Origin of the sequence: Lactobacillus helveticus (assembly GCF_046109915.1) — a bacterium.
Taxonomy (GTDB): domain Bacteria; phylum Bacillota; class Bacilli; order Lactobacillales; family Lactobacillaceae; genus Lactobacillus; species Lactobacillus helveticus.
In genome coordinates, this window is the sequence record NZ_CP151471.1 from 1043436 (window position 1) to 1065560 (window position 22125).

General features: G+C 35.4%; 21 protein-coding genes and 1 pseudogene. 7 read left to right on the top strand and 15 right to left on the bottom strand.

Annotated elements, in window-relative coordinates; genetic code table 11:
• Positions 1-11: 11 nt before the first annotated feature.
• The 5 genes from AADV52_RS05305 to AADV52_RS05325 all read right to left on the bottom strand — a co-directional run bounded on the left by AADV52_RS05305 (position 12) and on the right by AADV52_RS05325 (position 5436).
• Positions 12-401 (bottom strand): DUF1149 family protein, encoded by a 390-nt coding sequence (locus AADV52_RS05305; protein ID WP_003625992.1) that lies wholly within the window; start codon positions 399-401, stop codon positions 12-14.
• Positions 401-961: a tRNA (cytidine(34)-2'-O)-methyltransferase gene (locus AADV52_RS05310; protein ID WP_003625990.1), complete on the bottom strand. Its 561-nt coding sequence runs from the start codon at positions 959-961 to the stop codon at positions 401-403. Before AADV52_RS05310 ends, AADV52_RS05305 begins: the two co-directional genes overlap by 1 nt.
• 51 nt (positions 962-1012) lie before the next feature.
• Entirely contained in the window at positions 1013-2212 is a 1200-nt protein-coding gene (locus tag AADV52_RS05315; protein WP_014919147.1) for an AI-2E family transporter, read from the bottom strand.
• A gap of 16 nt (positions 2213-2228) precedes the next feature.
• Positions 2229-2609: a PTS glucitol/sorbitol transporter subunit IIA gene (locus tag AADV52_RS05320; RefSeq protein ID WP_014919148.1), complete on the bottom strand. Its 381-nt coding sequence runs from the start codon at positions 2607-2609 to the stop codon at positions 2229-2231.
• Positions 2610-2679: 70 nt separating this feature from the next.
• Positions 2680-5436, bottom strand: coding sequence for a cation-translocating P-type ATPase (locus AADV52_RS05325; RefSeq protein WP_014919149.1), 2757 nt, complete (start codon positions 5434-5436; stop codon positions 2680-2682).
• Between the two features lie 152 nt (positions 5437-5588).
• Between AADV52_RS05325 and AADV52_RS05330 the strand changes: the two genes are divergently transcribed.
• Positions 5589-6617 carry a lactonase family protein gene (locus AADV52_RS05330; RefSeq protein WP_014919150.1) on the top strand — a complete coding sequence of 343 codons (1029 nt, stop codon included), beginning with the start codon at positions 5589-5591 and terminating at the stop codon, positions 6615-6617.
• Positions 6618-6722: 105 nt separating this feature from the next.
• Positions 6723-7414: pseudogene (locus AADV52_RS05335) on the top strand (TVP38/TMEM64 family protein).
• 34 nt (positions 7415-7448) lie between these two features.
• Here AADV52_RS05335 and AADV52_RS05340 read toward each other — a convergent pair.
• From AADV52_RS05340 to AADV52_RS05355, 4 genes are all read right to left on the bottom strand, one after another.
• Complete coding sequence (locus AADV52_RS05340) at positions 7449-9224, bottom strand: oleate hydratase (RefSeq protein WP_014919151.1); 1776 nt, start codon at positions 9222-9224, stop codon at positions 7449-7451.
• Between the two features lie 118 nt (positions 9225-9342).
• The gene (locus AADV52_RS05345; protein WP_014919152.1) at positions 9343-10239 is read right to left on the bottom strand and encodes an RluA family pseudouridine synthase; all 897 of its coding nucleotides are present in this window, start codon (positions 10237-10239) and stop codon (positions 9343-9345) included.
• Entirely contained in the window at positions 10223-11035 is an 813-nt protein-coding gene (locus AADV52_RS05350) for an NAD kinase (protein ID WP_014919153.1), read from the bottom strand. The genes AADV52_RS05345 and AADV52_RS05350 overlap by 17 nt, the downstream gene beginning before the upstream one ends.
• A complete protein-coding gene (locus AADV52_RS05355) occupies positions 11032-11664 on the bottom strand; it encodes a GTP pyrophosphokinase (protein ID WP_014919154.1) in 633 nt (210 codons plus the stop codon). The genes AADV52_RS05350 and AADV52_RS05355 overlap by 4 nt, the downstream gene beginning before the upstream one ends.
• Positions 11665-11787: 123 nt before the next feature.
• On the opposite strand from AADV52_RS05355, the gene AADV52_RS05360 reads away from it, so the two are divergent.
• The gene (locus tag AADV52_RS05360) at positions 11788-12396 is read left to right on the top strand and encodes a CYTH domain-containing protein (protein WP_014919155.1); all 609 of its coding nucleotides are present in this window, start codon (positions 11788-11790) and stop codon (positions 12394-12396) included.
• A gap of 85 nt (positions 12397-12481) precedes the next feature.
• Positions 12482-13099 (top strand): DsbA family protein, encoded by a 618-nt coding sequence (locus AADV52_RS05365; protein ID WP_014919156.1) that lies wholly within the window; start codon positions 12482-12484, stop codon positions 13097-13099.
• An 8-nt stretch (positions 13100-13107) separates the two neighbouring features.
• Here the strand turns inward: AADV52_RS05365 and AADV52_RS05370 are convergent, their stop codons facing one another.
• The 6 genes from AADV52_RS05370 to AADV52_RS05395 all read right to left on the bottom strand — a co-directional run bounded on the left by AADV52_RS05370 (position 13108) and on the right by AADV52_RS05395 (position 17791).
• On the bottom strand, positions 13108-13956 hold the full coding sequence (locus AADV52_RS05370; RefSeq protein WP_014919157.1) for a competence protein CoiA: 849 nt from the start codon (positions 13954-13956) through the stop codon (positions 13108-13110).
• A 77-nt stretch (positions 13957-14033) separates the two neighbouring features.
• A complete protein-coding gene (locus AADV52_RS05375) occupies positions 14034-14774 on the bottom strand; it encodes an adaptor protein MecA (RefSeq protein WP_014919158.1) in 741 nt (246 codons plus the stop codon).
• A gap of 91 nt (positions 14775-14865) precedes the next feature.
• Positions 14866-15264: a transcriptional regulator Spx gene (spx, locus tag AADV52_RS05380; protein WP_014919159.1), complete on the bottom strand. Its 399-nt coding sequence runs from the start codon at positions 15262-15264 to the stop codon at positions 14866-14868.
• Positions 15265-15495: 231 nt separating this feature from the next.
• A complete protein-coding gene (gene ptsP / locus AADV52_RS05385) occupies positions 15496-17229 on the bottom strand; it encodes a phosphoenolpyruvate--protein phosphotransferase (RefSeq protein WP_014919160.1) in 1734 nt (577 codons plus the stop codon).
• The gene (locus AADV52_RS05390) at positions 17229-17495 is read right to left on the bottom strand and encodes a phosphocarrier protein HPr (RefSeq protein WP_005718606.1); all 267 of its coding nucleotides are present in this window, start codon (positions 17493-17495) and stop codon (positions 17229-17231) included. The genes ptsP and AADV52_RS05390 overlap by 1 nt, the downstream gene beginning before the upstream one ends.
• Positions 17496-17608: 113 nt before the next feature.
• Positions 17609-17791, bottom strand: coding sequence for a hypothetical protein (locus AADV52_RS05395; protein ID WP_014919161.1), 183 nt, complete (start codon positions 17789-17791; stop codon positions 17609-17611).
• Between the two features lie 204 nt (positions 17792-17995).
• Here AADV52_RS05395 and AADV52_RS05400 point away from each other — a divergent pair, with 204 nt between their 5' ends.
• The 3 genes from AADV52_RS05400 (at position 17996) to AADV52_RS05410 (ending at position 22102) form a co-directional block, all read left to right on the top strand.
• Positions 17996-20185, top strand: a complete 2190-nt coding sequence (locus AADV52_RS05400) for an ATP-dependent Clp protease ATP-binding subunit (protein ID WP_014919162.1) — start codon at positions 17996-17998, stop codon at positions 20183-20185.
• Positions 20186-20334: 149 nt separating this feature from the next.
• Positions 20335-20616, top strand: a complete 282-nt coding sequence (locus tag AADV52_RS05405) for a DUF1827 family protein (protein WP_014919163.1) — start codon at positions 20335-20337, stop codon at positions 20614-20616.
• Between the two features lie 208 nt (positions 20617-20824).
• Complete coding sequence (locus AADV52_RS05410; RefSeq protein ID WP_014919164.1) at positions 20825-22102, top strand: ISL3 family transposase; 1278 nt, start codon at positions 20825-20827, stop codon at positions 22100-22102.
• The last annotated feature ends 23 nt before the right edge of the window (positions 22103-22125 follow it).

Sequence of the window (22125 nt, forward strand, 5' to 3'; positions counted from 1 at the left end):
CTAATTAGTGATTAAAAATTAGCTTTAAAGTTCAAGTTAACCGGTTGGTCAAAAGTTACTTGCGTTACTTCATACGTTAAAGTTTCAATATATTCAACCAATGGTCGACTTAAAAGTTGCCAATCTGCACTACTAATATCAGAACCATCACCATGATAATCCTTTAATTGAACAACTTGGTGAATAGTTCCGCTTACTCTAAATTCAGCTGGTGCAGGAATTACATCATAAAATACGGCTACATCATAATAGCTGCCATTTTTTTCTGAATGTTCATCATCTTGACTTACATCTAATTTTTGGATACCAGTTCTGACATCGCTTTTTGGTGCAGTGTCTTCATCAACCAAATCATAGTGAAATGCCTGCACAGTTACTGGTGTTTGTCTTTCAAAATCCATTATTCTTCACTTCCTAAATTACGTTCATATCTTTCTGGACGATCATAATCATCCTTTAGCTTATCATTTTCATAGTGATGGGCAGTTTTCATATTTGGAAAACCTTGTTGACGCAATGCTTCAAGCAGAACCATCGCTACAGAATTGGACAAATTATAGCAGCGAATATTATCTGACATTGGAATTCTTAAATTTCTATCATAATATTCACGCATAAAAGTTTCAGGTAAGCCTGTAGTTTCCTTACCAAAAACAAAATAATAATTTTTATTAGGATCAGTGTAATCTACGTCTACATAATTTTTAGATGAGAATTTAGAAATTAAATACATCTCATCGTTAGGTCCTAAAGTCTTTAAAAAAGCATTTAGATCATCATGGCGACGTACATCAACTTTATCCCAATAATCGAGTCCTGCTCGTTTCATTTTCTTATTATCAATTTGAAAACCTAATGGTTCAATCAAATCTAAAACTGTATTAGTACCTGCACAAGTACGTGCAATATTGCCAGTATTGGCTGGCATTAATGGTTCATATAAAACTACGTGATTCGTCATTTCAAAACCCCTTAAACTAAAAAAGCGCAGCTTTTAAACCACGCTTTAAATTTATTTAGCATTATTTGCTTTTTTATCTGCATCTCCCGTGGTCGAAGAAACAGCATCTGTTTCACTAAAAATTTCAGATTCTCTTCGATAATAATTGTACACGCGAGACACAATAATCTTCAAGATTGCATAGATTGGAATACCGAAAAATACACCCCATAGTCCCCAAACAGAACTGGCACCAATTAAAAGCAAAATTGTAGTTACGGGATGCATTTCCATCTTATTCCCCATGACTAAAGGACTTAAAATTCTAGTTTCAATTGCTTGTTCAATTAAGAAAACTACTAAAACTTTAATAACCATAGAGCCTGAAGTCATAATTGCAATTACGAATACTGGAATAAGAGCTAATGGCGTACCAAAATACGGAATCAAATTCATAAATCCAGCTAAAATAGCTAAAGCCAAACCATATGGCAAGCCAATTATCATATAGCCAACTACAAACATGACACCTACCCAAAAAGCCACTGTTATTTGACCACGAATATATGAAGCCAATGCATAGTTGATATCATACAATAGTTGACTAAAACTGGATTGCCAATGTTCTGGTGCAAACTTCGTAATATAAGGACGCAACTGATGTCCATCCTTGAGCATAAAGAATAAGATAAACGGTGCAGTAAGCAAAGTCATTACAATCATTGTAATAATACTTACCGCAGAAGATATATTTCCTATAGTTGCATTAATCGTGCTTTGTCCTGATTTAAACAAAGTTTTTTGAGTATTGTCTATCATATTTTGCAAGCTGCCCTTAACTTCATGCAAACGAGGATCTCGTAAAGCTTCTTGCGTTGCATTTACCGCATCGTTCCAAATATTAGGCCAATTTTTGATCAATGAATTAATCTGATTTTGGGCAATAGGAACTAAGATATTAATAATACAAATTAAAGCTATTAAAACAAACAGGAATAAAACAAGAATTGTAACAACTCTAGGAACTTTGAACTTCTTTTCAAACCAATCTACTACTGGATTCATTACGTAATATTGAATGACTGCTAAAAGTAATGGTGGCAAAATTGCACTAAAAAATACCCAAGCAGGATTCAACACAAAAGATATTTTGTTAAAAATCCAGATAATCAAAAAGAACAATAAGATGTTTAATAAAACAATACTAAACCGATTATCTAAAAACCATTTTTTAAATAAGGTTGCTTTCTCACTTTTTTGTTTATAATCCATCTACCTGTCCTAGTATTTAAATGTGTTCGTAAACAATATCATCATCCACCTTGAAGGTTGGAAGTGGTTGAGCAACATCTGGATCAAAGTATACTGCATTTGCCAAAGGTGCCTTAGGAATTGGACGGTTAAAGAACAAAGTAGCGTGACCTAAAGCCTTCATGTTGCTTTCGACCATTGGACCTACATAATTTGCAACATAGGTTTGACCATCAACAGTCAGCGTATCGCCTTTTTTGAAAACAAAGCCTTTAACTGGGGGTTCGTCACTAAATTTTTGAATAACTGAAACATCTTCTAAGTCTTTATTAGCGCCTTCGCCAAATAAAATTACCATACCATCTTTATTATCGATAGCTTTTTTACCAATTTTTTTAATAGTTGAAATCCATTTCATAATTATATATCTCCTCAAAAATAATTTTAGCATAAGAATAGCCGCTTAAAAACTTAAGCGGCCTAAATTATTAGATATTTTTATGATGATACATCAACCATTTTCTTAGTTCATCTAACAAGACTAAAGGAACTGGCAATAAGAACAAAAATAGCCAATCACTCATAGTCAAGATAGTTGTATTAAATACCTGCTGAATGCCTGGTGTAACAGTCAAAACAAAGAATAAGATGATCTCAAAAATAATGCCATACCAAATATTCTTATTCTTAAATAACCCTTTCTTGAAAACGGAAACGATATTAGTTCTACAATTCAATACGTTAGCTACTTGAGTGAAGACGATCGCACCTAAAACCATAGTCGTAGCACGCATATAAATTGAACCATTAGCAGCTAAAGCAACATTTGGCCAACCATTTTGATAGTTAACGAAGAAATAAGCAGCAGTTGATATGATGCTTGATAAAAGTCCATACCAGCAAAGGGCTTTAATAATAACGCCCTTGTTCAACAAATGCTCTGATCTTTTACGTGGTGGCTGCTTCATAATATCAGGATCAGCAGCTTCAGCACCCAATCCTAATGCAGGCAACATATCAGTACCTAAGTCAACTGTTAAAATTTGCATAACCGTCATAGGAAGTGGAATTAATCCAGCTGAGAAAAGAAACAAAACTGATGGGATAGCTTCTGGGACATTTGAAGTTAAGATATATGTTAAAAACTTGCGGATATTGCTATAGACTGCACGCCCCTCTTCAATTGCAGCCACAATCGATGCAAAGTTATCATCCGTCAAAATCATGTTAGCCGCATCTTTGGCAACATCAGTACCAGTCATGCCCATTGCAATTCCGATATCGGCTTGCTTTAAAGCCGGAGCATCATTAACCCCGTCACCTGTTGAGGCTACGACTTCACCGTTAGCCTGACAATTCTTTACAATCCGATATTTTTGTTCTGGAGCAACTCTAGCAAAAATCACTTCATCCTTTAAGGCATGACGCAATTCTTCATCGCTCATCTTATCTAATTCATTACCAGAAATAACACGTGCTTTATCTGAAGTTAAACCAATTTGAACAGCAACCGATTTAGCAGTTAATTTTGAATCACCAGTTACCATAATTATTCTAATTTTTGCTTGATGACAACGTTTAACAGCATCATAAATTTCTGGACGTGGTGGATCGCTCATTGTTGCTAAACCTACAAAAACCAAATTACTTTCAGCATCAGCGATATTTATTTTATTAACATCGACATCATGATCAATAATTTTATAAGCCAAGGCCATGCTGCGCAATCCGCGAGAAGCATAATCAGCGTTAGCTTTTTTAGCGCGAAGACGATCTGCTTCAGTCATCGGACGAATTTTGCCATTGACTTGAATTCGATCACACTGCTTAATCGTGTCACTATAAGAGCCCTTAGTAAGAACAATATAATGCGTATCGTCCCAACGATGAATAGTGGACATTCTTTTACGATCCGAATCAAATGGCAATTCACGCAAACGAGGATATTTGACCAAAACTTTCTGCTTGTTAAAGCCCGCTTTTTGCGCCATGACGATTAATGAAGCTTCAGTAGGCGTACCTAAGATTTTAGGTTTTCCACCCTTTTTATTAGGTTGAACTGAAGTATCATTGTCCAAAGCTGCAATTTGAACTAATTTGCGTAAATCTGGATTTTCTTCATACCATAATTGCTTTGTATTTAATTCAATCTGTCCATTATTGACATAGCCATTGCCAGTAACGTGATATTCATTGGCTGGAGTCCAAAGATAGTGAATTGTCATTTGATTCTGCGTTAAAGTACCAGTTTTATCTGAACAAATAACTGTCGTTTCACCTAAAGTTTCAACGGAATTTAATTCCTTAACTAATGCATGCTTTTTAGCCATCCGCTTAACGCCTTGAGCTAAACTTAACGTGACTGTTGGCAATAATCCTTCTGGAATAAAAGCAACGATCATCCCTAAAGCTAAGATAAATGCCTTGGCTAAAGGATATTTTACGAAAAAGATTGCGGCGATAAAGAAGATAAGCCCAATCGTAATAGCAATAATTGAAATTTGTTTAGTCAATCGATTAAGCTCAGCTGTAAGCGGACTAGTTGTCTTAGTTTGCTTTTGAGTTAAACTTGCAATTCGTCCAAACTCCGTGTTCATCCCAGTGGCAAAGGCAATTGCTCTAGCAGTCCCTGCACCTACTGTCGTACCCGAATAGACCAAATTACTCTCGGCATAGCTACCTTCACCTGGGTCATATTTCGTCGTTTTGGACTCAGGAACAGATTCACCATTTAAAGCACTCTGATCTACTTGCATTGAACTAGCGGAAATAATTCTCGCATCCGCTGGAATCGAATTGCCGGCTTGCAAAACGAAAACATCCCCAGGCACCAAATCCTTGCTATTAATCTGTTTCTTCTTGCCACTTCTAATGACTTCCACATAGCTTGGCAACATATTATTCAGGGCATCAGTTGCTCGCTTAGCAGCTCGCTCCTGCCAAAAACTAAACAAGCCATTAATAATATTAACTAGCCAAATGGCAATCCCCAATTCCAATGTTCCGGAAACAATTGCAATTAATCCTGATATCCAGAGCAAAATAGCCATCATACTAGAAAAATTCTTAAAAAATGTTTTCCATTCTGATTCAGCTGCGGCTTTTTTAATGGTATTAGCGCCATATTTTTTAAGTCGTTCAGCGGCTTCCTCATCCGATAATCCAGAAGAGGAAGATTGCAAATTTGTAAAAACCTGTTGAACCTCATTATGGGCATATAATTCACGAATTTTATTTTCATCCATCTATACACACCTTCTTATTTTTACAATCATTATTTTCACCTTATATTCCCTACTCTAGCACTTTTTAGGAAAACAAGTCATAATCTGATTCATTATTTTCCATGCTATACTTATCTCTAGTTAATACTTTTTCTAAAAATCGGAGGCATTATATGAAAGTTTTAATCGGAGGCTACACTAAGAAAACCTCTAAAGGTATTTATGAATTGCCTTTTATTGGTGAAGATAATGGGGCTAAGTTGGGCAAAGCAGAAAACATTATTAGTGTTGGTGGTCCAACTTATTTCCAAAAAGACGGCGATTTAATTTTTACCATTAATAACGCTGGGGACGAAGGCGGTATCAGCGTCTTCAAATTAGGTGAACATGGTTCAAGCGAAGTTGACCGCTACTTAACTCCCGGTGCTTCACCAGCATATGTTGGCATCGATCGTGAAAAAAAGCTGATTTATACTGCTAATTACCACACCGCTGTTTTATCCGTATTTCACTACAATCCAAGCGGCAATTTAGAATTAGTCGATCAAGTTACTCACAAGGCTGAAACACTTGGCCCTCGTCCAGAACAAACTGACGGTCCTCACCCACACTTCTTCGACGAGACACCCTCAGGAAACTTAGTTAGCTGCGATTTGGGTAACAATACTGTTGATTTTTACCGCTTAGAAAATGGTAAGTTAGAACATTTGGCTCAATATAAAAATGAAACTGGTTTTGGAACTCGTCACATTGTCTTTTCAAAAGATGGCAACTACTTCTACGTGGTCGGTGAATTATCTAGCAAAATTAATGTAGTTAAATTCAACGAAGATACTTGGGACTTCGAAAATATTGCTACATACAAGACCATTCCAGAAGATTTCACTGAACACAATGGTGCTGCAGCCCTTTATATCAGTAAAGATGGTAAATATGTTTACAACTCTAACAGAGGTCATAATTCTATTACTGTCTTTAAAGTCAATGATGATCATACTTTAAGTTTGGTTCAACGTATTTCAACATTTGGCGATTTTCCTCGTGACTTTAACTGGGATGCCGATCAAAAATACGTAGTAGTTGCAAATCAAAATACAGATAACGCTACTCTATACATTAGAAATGGCGGTAACGGAACTTTAACCCCTATTCAAACAGAAATCCCGGTTCCTGAAGGTACACGCGTACTTTTTACTAAATAATTCATAACGAAAAATGACCATGACATGCTAGTCATGGCTTTTTCATTTTATAAATTTAAAGTAGAATAGATATTAGCAGAACTGAATTAATAAGAAAGCGACAAAGTGAAACGAAAAACAATTCGTATTATATTATTTATTCTAGGTGGAATTTTAGGATTATTGCTTTTATATAAATTGTATTTAAGCTATCTACCAGAATTAAAATTGCTAGTTCATTTTGATCACCACAATGAAGAATTATTAATTAAAATGGTGCGTAGCCACGGAATCGAAGATTTAGCTTTTCTTTTTATTTTAAATGCAATTTGTGTAGCGATTCCTGGCCTATCTAATGGTATCTTCTGTGTTTTAAATGGTATTCTTTATGGTCCAGCCTTTGGATTCATTGTTAACTGGATTAGTGATATTTTAGGTCAAATTATTTTAATGCAGCTTTTGCACAAGTTATATGACATTAAACATATGTCTAACAGCAAGATCTATAAATTGTTAACCACACAAAAATATCCGATGGTGCCTTAACTATTGGATATCTAATCCCATTTATTCCAAGTGCAACTGTTAGCTATGTCAATATTTTGATTAATAAAAATGATTTCAAAAAGCAATTGATTCCGATTGTGATTGGTGTAAGTCCATTTGCTTATCTTTACGCCTACGGTGGCGACTCAATTTTGCACCTTAATACCAGCAGAATTATTAATGCAACAGTCATGATTGTTGCCGTTGCCTTAATAGCTGCAGCGATTTTGTTTATTTTGAAAAGTGTTAAAAAGCATACAAAAAAAGCTTGATTTTTCATCCAGCTTTTTCTTTTTGCATTAAAAACTACATCAAGTTAGCTTCTTTTAACAATTCTTCTACCCAAGTCTTCTTAATCTTGCGCATCCCTGTCTTAAGAGCTAATTTTTCTAGAAGTGGCATGTCTTGATCAGCCAGCTTCTTCTTATCTGACATGTAGTACATTGCCCGCAATAATTGACGAATATCGTAAATTGAATCAAATACTTCTGGAACACCACGATCAACATTCAAAAGCGTGTAAACAGCTTCCATCGCGGTTCTGACTGAATATTCAGTAGTGAAGACAGTATCTCTAGTTGGAGATTCAGCGAAGTTACCAATAAAGGCAATATTGACAGAACCTTCTGGCACTACTGCTGGACGATCGCTATCGTGACGAGGCATGAAGTAGCTAGTGATGTATGGCATGTAAACAGGAACAGTATTCATATTTTCTTCGCTAGCTAATTCACTAATTTGGCTTTCTGGAACACCTAAGTGGTACAAAAGCTCTTCGGCAATTTCTTTACCACTGCAGTCAACTACTCTCTTCTTAATATAATTACCTTCAGTGTCTGAATAAAGTGCATAAATCCAAACAACGATTTCATCTGGATTTTGACTCTTGAAGTGTGGTTGACGGTGAATAGTGAAACTAAGTTCCCAGTTTGAATCAACGATCGTAATAATACCACCAGTATTAACCTTGCCATCGTAAAGACTACGCTTAGTTAAACGTTCAAAGTATGGAGCAAGTTTCTTATTCTTTAAAGTAGTTGTTGCGGAAACAAACCAACTACGTTCTGGCAAGTTCTCACAGAAGACATCTGGATGACCAAAGTCAGGATCTTGCTTAGCCAAGTTTTCCCATAATTTCCATGAGCTGCCCTTAGCATGAGTAATTGGAGCTGGAGTATTTTGATCACCGTAAGTTGAACTTTCAGTAATTGAGCCGTTAGTGATGAAGACAATATCATTTGGTGTCAATGGAATTTCGGTTTCCTTGCCATTTTGAGTCATCACGATCTTCTTAGCGATCTTTTGCTTGCCATCATGATCAACTTCCACATTTTGTACATGGCAGTCATATTCAAATTTAATGCCATGATCTTTTAAGTAAGCCAAAAGTGGTTTTACCATTGATTCATATTGGTTATACTTATTAAATTTCAAAGCGGTGAAGTCTGGCAAACCATCAATGTGGTGAATGAAACGCATTGCATAGCGACGCATTTCAGCTACTGAGTGCCACTTTTCAAAGGCAAACATCGTTGACCAGTATGACCAGAAATTAGTCTTAAAGAAGTCGTCACTAAAGAATTCTTCAATCGTTTCTCCTTCAAGTTCCTTTTCTGGGGTCATGATCAATTTAACAATTTCATTAGTGCACTTGCCTAAACCATATTGACCATCACTTGGCAGACGATCACCACGGTTATAAATCAAGCGGCAATTGGAGGAGTTAGGATCTTCTTTATCAAGCCAATAATATTCATCAAGATATGACGCACCTGGAATTTCCAAACTTGGAATTGAACGATACATATCCCATAAACATTCAAAGTGGTTCTCCATTTCACGTCCACCGCGGACAACGAAACCAGCATTTGGACGCTTAGCACCATCAAGTGAACCCCCGGCTACTGGCAATTCTTCCAAAACATGAATATTTTCGCCCTTCATTTGAGCATCACGAACCAAGAAGACAGCTGCAGAAAGACCAGCTAATCCACTACCAATAATATAAGCAGACTTGTTGTCTACGCCCTCAGGCTTTTTAGGATCCGCAAAAGCTTCATAGTTACCATTGGAATAATACATAAAGGTATCCTCTTTTCTGTATAAGTATATTTTTTACATTACACCTCTCATTCTACAGAAATCGCTTTCTTTATGCAAAAGTTTTAATAGTTAAGGCTAATTATTTTAGAATTTTTTATTAATTAACTAATTTTTGCCATAGCTTAGACATGTCTTCTGGATCCTTGATTTGAATTTCTTGCTTTCTTTCATTATCAAATGGATCAGGAAAAGCCAAGTAAAAACAATTTAATGCTTGCCGAGAAAAATTATCGTTAATACCATACAAAGGATCACCAAAAAGCGGGTGTCCTAAATAAGCCATATGAACCCTTATCTGATGCGTTCTGCCTGTTAACAGGCGTAATTCTACCAGACTAGCTCCTTCAACTTGCTTAAGCACGCGATAACGCGTCTGTGCTTTTTTACCATTTGCTACGACGGCTCTTTTTACTCCGTCGCCTTCTTTGCCAATTGGTTCATCGATTATCCCCGCTAGTTCATCTTCCGCAAAATTGCCATGAACAATAGCATGATACTTTTTCACAAAATTATCTTTGCCAATTTTGCTAAAACGAGCATGTGCGATCGCATTTTTCCCAACTAATACTAAACCAGAAGTATCTCGATCCAAACGAGTAATTACATGAGGCTTCAAATCTTTTTTATTTTGTTGAAAAAAATATCCCATCAATCTATTAACTACAGCATCATTATCTTCATATCTAGATGGAATCGATAAAACCCCTGCTGGCTTATTTAATACAATATAGTTTTTGGTTTCAAAAACCGGATCTACCGGATTATTAGATGGCTTTAAAAATTGATTTTTCTTTTCTTCACCACTAACAAAAATCACTTCATCCCTAGCACTTAAATGAAAACTTAAATATCGTCGTTTGTGATTTACTAAAATCATTCCATGATGATGTCTCGCCTTAATTAAGGCCTGGTGTGAAAAACCATTCTTTAACAAAAAAGAGCCCAATTTTTTGGGATCTTTTTCTTGTACAACTAATTTAAATAAACTTGTCATTATCCTCGGTGTCCTTAATAAATGCATTTTGTACACGTGACCAAAAATGGTGGTGACCAAATTGATCAAATTGAATTGAATGCTTAGAAATACGATATTCTATTTTTTTGGCATTTCTAACATCAATTCTTGCCCCATCCACTGTCATTACAAAATGGTCAGCGTTAGGTACAATCGTGATCCACTGATCAGGTGCAATTACAATCGGTGCAGACAAAGTTCTAAACACACGATTATTAATCGAGGCAATTTCTGTCATTTGCAAAGCTTTTAATCGTGGATGAATTACGGCTCCGCCTAACGATTTGCTATAAGCAGTCGAACCTGTTGGTGTAGAAACACACAAGCCATCGCCTCTAAAGTTCTCAAATAACTCATCATCAATATAAACATCTGCTTCAAGCGTATGCGAAATTCTCTTAACCGCTGACTCATTTACAGCCAAATGATAGCGAGTATCTCCTGACTCCGTCAGCATCTTAATTTCAAGCAAAGGATACTTGGCCGGTTGACCTTTTGTTAGTAAAAGCGCATCAACCATTTTATCAATATCATAATTACGCCAATCAGTATAAAAACCTAGATGGCCTGTGTGCACACCTATAAAACGAACTGAATCAACTTGATTCTCATAACGATGAAATGCATTGATTAAGGTGCCATCGCCACCAACCGTAATTACTATATCTGGATACTTAGCGTCAAAAATGACATTCTTTTTTTGCAATAGCCTTTTAAGATAAGCCACTGTCTCTAAAGTCTTATCATAGTTATTATGCGCTATTGTTACTTTCATGCCTTTTCCTTGCCTTTATTTTTGGTAAAAATTTTCTGAGCTTCTTGGACCTCATCCTTAATAGACGACATTTCTTCATCAAGCTTATAAGCAGCTTCCGCTGTTGATTTAAGTCGCTTTGAAATATCTTCTGGATAAACACCTTGATATTTATAATTTAAAGTATGTTCAACAGTAGCCCAAAAGTTCATTGCTAAAGTCCTAATTTGGATCTCTGCAATCAACTTTTTTGGACCTTCTGGCAAGTAAACCGTGTAGTTAATCACCATGTGGTAGGAACGATAGCCTGATGGCTTAGCATTTTGAATATAATCTCGCTCTTCAACTACTTCCATATCATCCCGTGCATGGATCAAATCTACTACCTTATAAATATCGTCCACAAATTGTGTCACAATACGAATACCTGCAATATCTTGCATGTCAGTCTCAATGACATCTGGGCTAATTACCCGTCTTGTCATCTTTTCTTTAATAGAATCTACTGTCTTCACCCTACCAATTACAAATTCAATTGGTGAATGTTCTCCCTTAGTTAAAAAGCCTTGTCTAAGGGAACGAAATTTAACCTTTAACTCGCGTACAGCTTCATTATAAGGCCACAAGAAGTTATCCCAATCTACTTCCATGAGAAAACATCCTTTCTTAGTAAACAATCACATTTTACCATGTTAAAGATTATAAACCGAACTCATTTAAATATTTTTTCTTAACTATTATAATTATTTATGGAACTTGGAGGTCTTAAACTTATGAGCAAAAATCGAGAAATCGAAGCTAAAACACTTTTACACAGAGAAACTTATCAAAAAATAGTCAATGATTTCCCTGTAAAAAGTGATTTTGTCCAAGAAAATTATTATTTTGATACACCGGATAAATTATTGAAAAAGCATCATATTAGTTTGCGAATTAGAATCTACAGCGATCATGCCGAACAAACAATGAAGGTACCTGATCCTAATCCTGTTCAAAGAAATTATCACGAAGTCATTGAAATCAATGATAATTTAACTCATGCGCAAGCTAAAGAATTGGTAGCGAAAAAGCACTTTGCTTTTCATGGCAATATTGGTCAATACCTTACCACACATTTTGCTAAAGAACAAGATGCTCTCTCACTTTTTACCTGGAGTAAAACTAGACGCATCTTAATGAATGGTCCACAAGATTGTGAACTAACATTAGATGCAACTTCTTATCCAGATAGCTACGAAGACTTTGAATTAGAGATCGAAAATGACGATCCAGTTTTAATAACTAAGACCCTAACTATGTTAGAAAGCACTTACAATTTTAAGCAAGATTCAAGCAATACTAACAAAAGCAAGATTGCCCGAGCAAGCGCTCACAAAAAATAACATATAAAAAATAAGGCATATTTTTTGTTACTTTTTTTGTTTCTTGCTAAAGTATCAATAGTAAATCACCAAAGGGGTCGAGAGTATGTTCGAGATTTTTCTATTCATTAATCCAATAGGAATTTACTGTTATGATACGGAAAAACAAATTCGCAACACCGTTGATGAACTTGGAATTGACGTTTGTTATCACTATATTTCTATTGCTAATGTTTGTTTAGTAAATGATGACGCTATTCGGCGTCGTAAGGATTCACAAAAGCTGCCAGACATCAGCACTTTTTCTAAAACAACTTACGAAGCACTAGAAAATTATCACGCTATCAAACTTAAATATGGCAATAAAAAAGCACGTGAATTTTTATATGAACTGCAAAAGAATTTAAGTCATGATGCTTCAGCTTACAATCCTAAACTATTAGAAGAAATTGCTACTAAGCTTAACATTAAAACTAGTACAATTAATTCAATGAAGAAAAGTAGTTATGTACGTAGTTCAATTGAGGAAGATCAAAAATTAGCTAATCAATGGAACATTAAAGCTACACCAACAATTGTTTTGTTCAATGAGGATAATGAACAAAATGGTGTCCTTCTAGAAGGTCCCGTTGCACATGAGGATTTAGTTAATTTGCTTCTACCTGATTATCAAAATTGCTTTTCAAATTTTATGCCGCAACAAAACCACTTACGCCTTATTTAATAGGCGTTTTATTTTTGCAAAAATTTAGTAATCGAATCTAATTCACCTGGATTACGCCAGGTAGTAAATACCTCATCTGGCAAATCATCTATGGTAAGACCCTTTTGATAAAGTAATTCACCAATCCTTAGCCCTAACTTTGTTTTTTGGGCTAATTGTTTTCTTAAATATTTTTTCTGACTATTTATATTGATAGAATATCTTTTCTTTATCGGTGTAAAATGCCAGAAAGTTTTTATATCTAATTCATCTAATGCAAAATACTTTATCTGATAATGTAGATGATTAGTTATCTGCTCCTGCAAGATATTATATTTTAAGCAGAACATATTCTTCTTAGGATTAATTTCTAAATAATAGTTACCCCATAATTTATTTTGTCTAAAAAAGATTAATTGCGTATGTTTTAACCTTCTTTTTAAATAGTGCCTTCGGCCTACAATCCAAATATCGGTCACACCTATCTGACTATATAGCGAATGCCGATGCGTAAATTCAGCTTCACTTAACGGTGCACATTGAACTTCAAAAGCTAATTTTTCTGAAGCCAAAACATCAGCTCTTAGTTGACCATCGGCTAATGGTATTTCTACTTGAGCATTAAATCCAGCCGCTGTAAGCGCAGCTTTTAACAACATTTTAGATTGATGGTGTTCTTCTTTTTCCCCCATCGCATTACTATAGTTAGTTAAATGTTTAAAAAAGGCTGCTTTTTGCTCCGAAATAATTAAAATTACTTTTTTATTGCAATGCGGGCAACGGTAATCATCCATATTTAAACTTTTCTGGCCGACATTAACTAAATTAGCTTCACTAACGGCTAATACTATTTTTTTATTCAACATGGCTGCATACATTATTTTTTCACCCATGTTTTATTACGCAAAAAAGAGACGTTTTTTTCTAACGTCTCTTTTTCTTTATAAAATCTTAATTATTTCTTTTGCAGAAAATAATATCGGATATATTCAAGAGCATCCCGGTTCAACAAACATTTACCAGTTTCTTTCACCGTCTTCATTTCTTCATCATCAATCTTGATACCATATTCATTAGCAATAGCCCATGTATCAGCTGGCTTTAATTCGGCATAATTTTCATCTAAAAATGCCAACTTCAAATAATATTTACCCCGTAAATAATACAAACTTGAAGCTAGATCACTCACTTTTAAACTATCTGCTAATTCTACAATGTTTCCTAACTTATCAAAGCTATAGGAATGATGATTTTGAAATTTCCAATATTGTGTATTTGCCGCATTATCTTGATTAGATGATTTAAGCTGTTCTTCTTTTATTGGATCAAGTTCAGTATTTACATCATCTTTAGGATCAAGGTCAAAGAAGCTTCTTCTTGAATCGGGCTCTGCCTGTGTTTGATTAGTATCACTATTCATCGGCTCTATCATTTGACGAAGATTGTCCGCATCATCAGGTTTAATCTTCGTAATCATCAAATCAAGACCACCATTATTTGGCATCACCTGAAAAGTTACAGGTACTCCTTGAGTAAAGGTATGATCTGTATCTACTTCTGAAAGAATTGAGTAGAAGAATTGCTGGATCTTTTGTTTATCCCCCAATAAATCCAAAACCTTCAATCCACGATGAGCTAATTCATCTTTATTAATTCTAACCCTAATTGTATTCTCATTAATATGATCTACTTGCACAGGATATCACCTCCCCGAATTATATAATCTATTGTAGCCTATTTTTTACCTAAAATAAAAGTGTTAGCATCATTACTAACACTCTTCTATATTATAAATCTGCAATTTTTTGTGCTTCAGCCAATTCTAATCGACGAACTTTCCGTGGTAAGAAACAACGAATTTCGTCTTCATTATATCCTACTTGAAGTCGACGATCATCCATAATAATTGGTCTCCGTAACAAGCTCGGATTCTTTTCTACTAAATCAAGTAACTGATCAATTGATAAATCATCCAAATTTATTTTTAATTGTTGAAAAGCTCTTGAGCGGGTAGAAATGATTTCTTCAGTACCATTTTCAGTCATACGTAGAATTTTTAATATCTCTTTTTTAGTTAAAGGCTCTGAAAAAATGTTTCTTTCCTTAAATGGAATATCATGTTTTTCAAGCCATGCTCGTGCCTTACGACATGAAGTACAACTAGGCGATACATACAAATCTACCATAAAAAATCACGCTCCTCAGAACAAATATTTGTATACGTTCTTAATCTTACTATTAGTATAACATAATAACTTCTTTTTTGTAAGTACTCATTTTATCTTTTACATTGAATACTCCTTATATCCTAAAAATAAAACGTGAATTATTTGTGAAGAATTTGTATGTTTTGATTAAAACCTTTAAATACAAAAAAATAGACCTTTCGGTCTCTTTTCTCAATTCAAAATATGAATTTATTTGTTAATTTTCTTCATTAAGTCATTAACTAACTTTTCATTTTCTTCAGCAGTTTCTGAAACGAAGCATGCTTCATTAGCTAATTCCTTAAGATCCTTGGTATCAAACTTCTTCATTAAGCTTCTGATACGTAAGATTGAAGTTGCACTCATTGAGTATTCATCAAGTCCCATTGAAAGTAAGATTGGGAACATGGTGTTATCACCGGCAGCTTCACCACACATACCACACCAAATACCATTTTCATGAGCAGCATCAATGGTGTGCTTAATCAAACGAAGTACTGATGGGTTATATGGTTGGTACAAGTATGATACGTTGTCGTTACCACGGTCAGCAGCCATAGTGTATTGGATCAAGTCGTTAGTACCAATTGAGAAGAAGTCAACTTCCTTAGCGAATTGATCAGCTAAAACAGCAGCTGCAGGAACTTCGATCATCATACCAACTTGTAAGTCGTCACCGATCTTAACGCCCTTTTCAACAAGCTTTTGCTTTTCATCATTCAAAATAGCCTTAGCTTGACGAAGTTCAGCCAATGTACCAATCATTGGGAACATAATACCAAGCTTACCGTATGCTGAAGCACGAAGCAAAGCTCTTAATTGGGTACGGAAAATCTTTTCGTTCTTAAGTGAAAGACGAATAGCACGTACACCTAAGAATGGGTTCATTTCATCTGGCAAGTCCCAGTAATCTAGGTGCTTATCACCACCGATATCCATTGTTCTGATGATAACTTGCTTGCCGTTCATGCCTTCGATAACTTTCTTGTAAGCTTCGAATTGATCATCTTCAGTTGGGAAGTCTGATGAATCCATGTACAAGAATTCAGTTCTGTACAAACCAACAGCTTCAGCGCCGTTTTCATGTACACCAAGCATATCATTAGGAGTACCAATGTTAGCTGCAATAGTAAATTGCTTACCGTCAGCAGTTACTGAAGGTTCGTCCTTTAACTTCTTCCATTCAGCCTTTTGCTTTAAGAAGGCTTCACCCTTTTTCTTGTAGTCAGCTACTTGATCATCACTAGGATCAATAATAGCTACACCATCAAGACCATCATCAATTAACATATCGCCGTTCTTAACGTCTTTAGTAATTGAATCAGTACCAACTACAGCTGGTAATTCAAGAGAACGTGCCATGATTGCTGAGTGAGCAGTACGACCACCAATATCAGTAATAAAGCCCTTAACGTATTTCTTGTTAAGTTGTGCAGTATCACTTGGAGTCAAGTCATGAGCCACAACGATTACTTCATGGCCAATTGAAGCTGGGTTTGGTAATTCCTTACCAAGCAAGTGAGCCATAATACGCTTAGAAACATCACGTACATCGGCAGCACGTTCTTGCATGTAATGATTATCAGTCATGCTTTCAAAAATTTGAATAAATTTTTGTGCAGTTTCATCTAATGCAGCTTCTGCATTAATCTTTGAATCCTTAATTTCATTCTCAATGGCACCAGTAAATTCTGGATCATTCAAAATCATTAAGTGAGCTTCAAAAACTTGAGATTCTTCTTCACCCAAGCTCTTCTTAGCAACATCACGGATTTTTTCAACTTCAGCAGTTGAAGTCTTAATAGCATCCTTGTAACGAGCTACTTCAGCTTCAACGTCATCAACTGAAGACTTTGAAAATGAAAGATCAGGCTCCACAAGAAGATATGCTGGAGCAATGGCAATACCATCACTAGCAGCAATTCCTTTTAAGGTCTCGGTCATTATTCAGCTAAACCTTCTTTTTTCATAGTGTCAGCAATTGCGTCTAATGCGTCTTTTTCATCGTCACCTTCAGCAGTGATAGTAACATCAGCGTTTTGGCCAACACCAAGTGACATAACACCCATGATTGACTTCAAGTTTACTGACTTGCCGTTGTATTCCAAGTTAACATCTGAACCGAACTTTGAAGCAGCTTGTACTAAAAGAGTAGCTGGACGTGCATGAATACCTGTTTCTGCAATAATATGAAAATCGCGTTTTTCCATTATAAATATCTCCTTTAAATTTAAAAAATTAAACTGGTAATAAATACCCATTCAGGTATTAGATTATCATGTTTTTACAGTTTAGACAACAATAATGTAACAGTTTACATTATTCAATCGTCAGTGTTCGTAGCGGTATATACAATAGCACCGCCTCTTTCTGCTCTGCCGGTAATATATTGTCTTTTGCCATAATTTCTAATAGTTTTTTGTAAATCAAAGGCATCTTCGGGCTCTACCTTATATTCTTTGAGCTCACCAGATACCAATTGGTCTAAAATTTTTTGATAATCCAAAAATATCACCACGCTTTTTATATTTTATAATTTTTTCATTGTTTATTCTACTATTTATGTTAATTTTTTTATGTTAATTTTTTAAAATATTACTATTTTATATAATTCTTACATAAAGTAAGAAAATTAAGCCTTAGCACTTGACTACTAAGAGTGCTAATAATATAATTTTGTTACAACTTAAATGAAAGGCGGTCATGTATTTTGCTTTGCCAAAATTGTCATAAACGGCCAGCCTCCATTCACCTTTTTACTAAGGTAAATGGCCAAAGCCGCGAAATTGATTTATGTCAACAATGTTATCAAGAATTAAGAAATCAACAAGGAAATCTAGAAAATATGAACAATAACAACGAATTTTTTGGCGACTTTGATGATTTATTCAACGCTTTAAACGGAAATAACAACAATGCCGCAAATAACAATATGAATGAAAATAATCCAAGAATGCAAATGGGTGGAGGAAATGGAAACGGCAACCGTGGTGGTAAAAGTCTATTAGACCAATACGGTACTGATTTAACTGCCCTTGCTAAAAAAGGAAAAATTGATCCGGTTATCGGACGTGACAAAGAAATTGCCCGTGTAATTGAAATTTTAAATAGAAGAACTAAAAACAACCCTGTTTTAATTGGTGAAGCAGGTGTGGGTAAGACTGCTGTAGTTGAGGGCTTAGCCCAAGAGATCGTTGATGGCTCAGTCCCAGCTAAATTACAAAATAAACGTATCATTTCATTAAATGTAGTTTCACTTGTTCAAGGGACCGGTATTCGTGGTCAATTTGAACAACGAATGGAACAATTAATTAAAGAATTGCAACAAAATGATGACATCATTTTATTCATTGATGAAATTCACGAAATTGTTGGTGCCGGTAACGCTGAAGGCGGTATGGATGCCGGAAATATTATCAAACCAGCCTTAGCTCGTGGTGAGCTTCAATTAGTTGGTGCTACTACTATTAAGGAATACCGTGACATCGAAAAGGATTCAGCTTTAGCACGTAGATTCCAACCAGTTGAAGTAAAAGAACCATCTATTGATGAAACTATTCGTATTTTGAAAGGTATTCAACAACGCTACGAGGATTATCACCACGTTCATTACACCGATGATGCAATTGAAGCAGCCGCTAAATTGTCAGCCCGTTATATTCAAGACAGATTTTTACCTGATAAAGCCATCGACTTATTAGATGAAGCTGGTTCAAGAATGAACTTAACTATTCCTTACATCGACAAAGATAAGATGCAAGAAAGAATCAACGCAGCTGAACAATTAAAGGAAGAAGCTTTAAAGAACGAAGATTACGAAAAGGCTGCTTATTACCGCGATCAAATTGAAAAATACGAAAAAGTAAAGGATCAAAAAGTTGACCCAGATAAATCTCCAATTATTACCAACAAGATTATGAATAAGATTGTTGAAGAAAAAACTGGCATTCCTGTCGGCGATATTCAAAAGCAAGAAGAAAATCAATTGCGAAACTTAGCTAACGACTTAAAAGCTCATGTCATTGGACAAGACAAGGCAGTTGAAAAAGTTGCTCGTGCAATTCGCCGTAACAGAATTGGTTTTAACAAATCAGGTCGTCCAATCGGCTCCTTCCTCTTCGTAGGACCAACTGGTGTTGGTAAGACTGAACTTGCCAAACAATTAGCTAAGCAAATGTTTGGTTCAGAAAATGCCATGATCCGTTTCGATATGTCTGAATACATGGAACAATATTCTGTTTCTAAATTAATCGGTTCTGCTCCTGGCTACGTTGGCTATGAAGAAGCAGGTCAATTAACTGAACAAGTAAGACATAATCCTTACAGCTTAATCTTGCTTGATGAAATTGAAAAAGCTCACCCAGACGTACTAAACTTGTTCTTACAAATTTTAGACGACGGACGCTTAACTGACTCACAAGGCAGAACAGTTTCATTCAAAGACACAATCATCATTATGACTTCTAATGCAGGTCAAGGCATCAAGAATGCTAGTGTTGGTTTTACTGCAGAAAATGAAACCGAGTCTAAAGAATCTGCTAGAAACAATATGAGTCAATTCTTCAAGCCAGAGTTCTTAAACCGTCTAGACGATGTCATTGAATTCAATGAATTAACTAAGCCAGACTTACTTAAGATTGTTGACTTAATGCTTAAGAACACTAATGATATGGTTAAAGACCAAGGCTTGCATATCGATGTAATTCAAGCCGCTAAAGATAAATTAGTTGAAGAAGGATTCAATCCTGCATTAGGTGCTCGTCCACTTCGTCGGACAATTCAAGAAGAAATTGAAGACAATGTTGCAGACTTCAAGCTTGATCATACTGATAGCAAGAACTTAAAGGCTGATGTGGTCGATGATAAAATCGTTATCAGCGATGAAAATGCGGCTGAATAATTATGCGAATTAACAATTTAAAAAAGATTCTGCGACTAACAATCAGCAGAATTTTTTTTATTTAATTTAATAAAAAGTAAAAATATGCTTCTTATTTGATGTATACTAAATTTGAGTAATATAAACAAAAAAGAAACAGGTGAAATTTCATGCATTTAATTGATGTAACTAACAACTATTCCAACTTGGTTCACAGTCAGCTCAATACTACCGATGCTAATTACGTCAAAGTATATTCATTAGGAAATACTTCCGTAATTTATACCGAAAGCAAAAATGCAATCGGCATTGCACTTGAAAACCATGATCGCCGTGTCCGTGAAGATGAAATTGAATTGGTCATTAAACGATTAATTAAAGATTACGATTCTTCATACACTTTAACAGTTGACAAGAGCCGTCACGTCATTGAAATTCACGTCGATAAATAAATTTATGCTAAATAAAATTTAGTCAAAAACAAGCGTCTAAGATTAATTCTTAGACGCTTGTTTTTTAGGCTCTATAATTTTTCCTGTTGATTGCTTATCAATATGATAAGCTGTTAACAGGTTTTTTATTGCAATAAAAAAGGAGGACATAGTCCTCTGTAATAAAAAATCTATTCCACTAAACATTTTATAAGTAAAGGTGTGTACTATGTCCTCTTTAAATAATTGTATTAAATTTGCGCTTGATATTAAAGATAAAAATATTGTTTTTAAGAGCTTTTTCTACAAGATGGTTCAAATGAAGAAGCATAAAATCTATGAAGCCGAATTAATTCAACCCGCTTGCCCTTGCTGTGGCTCTTTAGATCTTTTGCATAATGGTCATTTGATTACTAATATTCACTATTTGACAGCTAATGCTAGTCATCCTGTAATTATCAGACTAGCTAAACAGCGAGTTAAATGTCGCGCTTGCAATCGCTGGTCAATGGCTCAATCAGAATTAGTAAACAAATACTGCTCTATTTCTAATGCATCCAAACTGAAGGTATTATCTGCTTTGACTGAAGACAGTTCCATGACCAGCATTGCTAGAGAAAACAATGTTTCTGTCAACACTGTTCAAAGAGTTTTAGGCAGCTGCTCTCACCGTTTCCTTGACAGCTATGAGTATCTGCCAGCTCATTTGGCTTTCGATGAATTCAAAGGCGTTGATCGTCAGCTGCACTTTATCTGCTTAGACGGCGATAGTCATCAAGTCGTGCAGATTCTTAGAACTCGCTACAAGAAGACGCTGCTTAAGTATTTTGGTCGTTTCTCGCCTCAAGCCAGAGCCAACGTTAGAACCGTTACGATGGATCTCAACTTTTACTATCAAGATATCGTCAGAGCTTGTTTTCCTAACGCTCAGATTGTCATCGATCGTTTTCATATGATTCAAATGCTTACGCGTTCTTTCAACTCACTGAGAGTCCAAGTCATGAAGACCTTTGATAAAAGATCCAGACAGTATCAGCTGCTCAAATCTCCCTGGAAATTATACTTGAAGAAGTTTGATGAGCTTGAAAAAGTTCATCCTCGCTACAACTGGCATTACAAAGGCTGCTTAACACAAGCTCAAGTAGTCATGGAGGGTATCGGTGCCAACACTACATTAGAAAACTCATATAATCTGATGCAGAGCTTTATTAAGGCGATTGAAGACGGCGATACTCAGAAAATTGAATCATTAATTGCCAGCAAAGATTCCATTGGAGCTTTAATGCATAAAACGCTGCTAACCTTCAAACATAATCTAAAAGCGGTACTCAACGGAGCAGCTTTGACTTACTCCAATGGCTGCCTTGAAGGCTTCAATCGCAAAATCAAACAAATTGAGCGAACAGCCTTCGGCTATTCTAACTTTATCAATCTTTTAACCAGAATTCGTTTAGAGGAAAACTTGTTTAGAGAAAAAGAACCAAACAGCCTTTTAATGGCCGCTTGATTCTATTCATTTACTCTCTATCA

Bases quoted from the DNA above. Each gene is read 5' to 3' on its own strand.
- AADV52_RS05320 (WP_014919148.1), bottom strand. From the start codon at position 2,609: ATGAAATGGATTTCAACTATTAAAAAAATTGGTAAAAAAGCTATCGAT.
- ptsP (WP_014919160.1), bottom strand. From the start codon at position 17,229: ATGACCGAGACCTTAAAAGGAATTGCTGCTAGTGATGGTATTGCCATT.
- AADV52_RS05340 (WP_014919151.1), bottom strand. From the start codon at position 9,224: ATGTATTATTCCAATGGTAACTATGAAGCTTTTGCGGATCCTAAAAAG.
- AADV52_RS05310 (WP_003625990.1), bottom strand. From the start codon at position 961: ATGACGAATCACGTAGTTTTATATGAACCATTAATGCCAGCCAATACT.
- AADV52_RS05410 (WP_014919164.1), top strand. From the start codon at position 20,825: ATGTCCTCTTTAAATAATTGTATTAAATTTGCGCTTGATATTAAAGAT.
- AADV52_RS05360 (WP_014919155.1), top strand. From the start codon at position 11,788: ATGAGCAAAAATCGAGAAATCGAAGCTAAAACACTTTTACACAGAGAA.
- AADV52_RS05315 (WP_014919147.1), bottom strand. From the start codon at position 2,212: ATGGATTATAAACAAAAAAGTGAGAAAGCAACCTTATTTAAAAAATGG.
- AADV52_RS05365 (WP_014919156.1), top strand. From the start codon at position 12,482: ATGTTCGAGATTTTTCTATTCATTAATCCAATAGGAATTTACTGTTAT.
- AADV52_RS05390 (WP_005718606.1), bottom strand. From the start codon at position 17,495: ATGGAAAAACGCGATTTTCATATTATTGCAGAAACAGGTATTCATGCA.
- AADV52_RS05330 (WP_014919150.1), top strand. From the start codon at position 5,589: ATGAAAGTTTTAATCGGAGGCTACACTAAGAAAACCTCTAAAGGTATT.
- spx (WP_014919159.1), bottom strand. From the start codon at position 15,264: ATGGTAGATTTGTATGTATCGCCTAGTTGTACTTCATGTCGTAAGGCA.
- AADV52_RS05305 (WP_003625992.1), bottom strand. From the start codon at position 401: ATGGATTTTGAAAGACAAACACCAGTAACTGTGCAGGCATTTCACTAT.
- AADV52_RS05325 (WP_014919149.1), bottom strand. From the start codon at position 5,436: ATGGATGAAAATAAAATTCGTGAATTATATGCCCATAATGAGGTTCAA.
- AADV52_RS05370 (WP_014919157.1), bottom strand. From the start codon at position 13,956: ATGTATGCAGCCATGTTGAATAAAAAAATAGTATTAGCCGTTAGTGAA.
- AADV52_RS05405 (WP_014919163.1), top strand. From the start codon at position 20,335: ATGCATTTAATTGATGTAACTAACAACTATTCCAACTTGGTTCACAGT.
- AADV52_RS05345 (WP_014919152.1), bottom strand. From the start codon at position 10,239: ATGACAAGTTTATTTAAATTAGTTGTACAAGAAAAAGATCCCAAAAAA.
- AADV52_RS05355 (WP_014919154.1), bottom strand. From the start codon at position 11,664: ATGGAAGTAGATTGGGATAACTTCTTGTGGCCTTATAATGAAGCTGTA.
- AADV52_RS05350 (WP_014919153.1), bottom strand. From the start codon at position 11,035: ATGAAAGTAACAATAGCGCATAATAACTATGATAAGACTTTAGAGACA.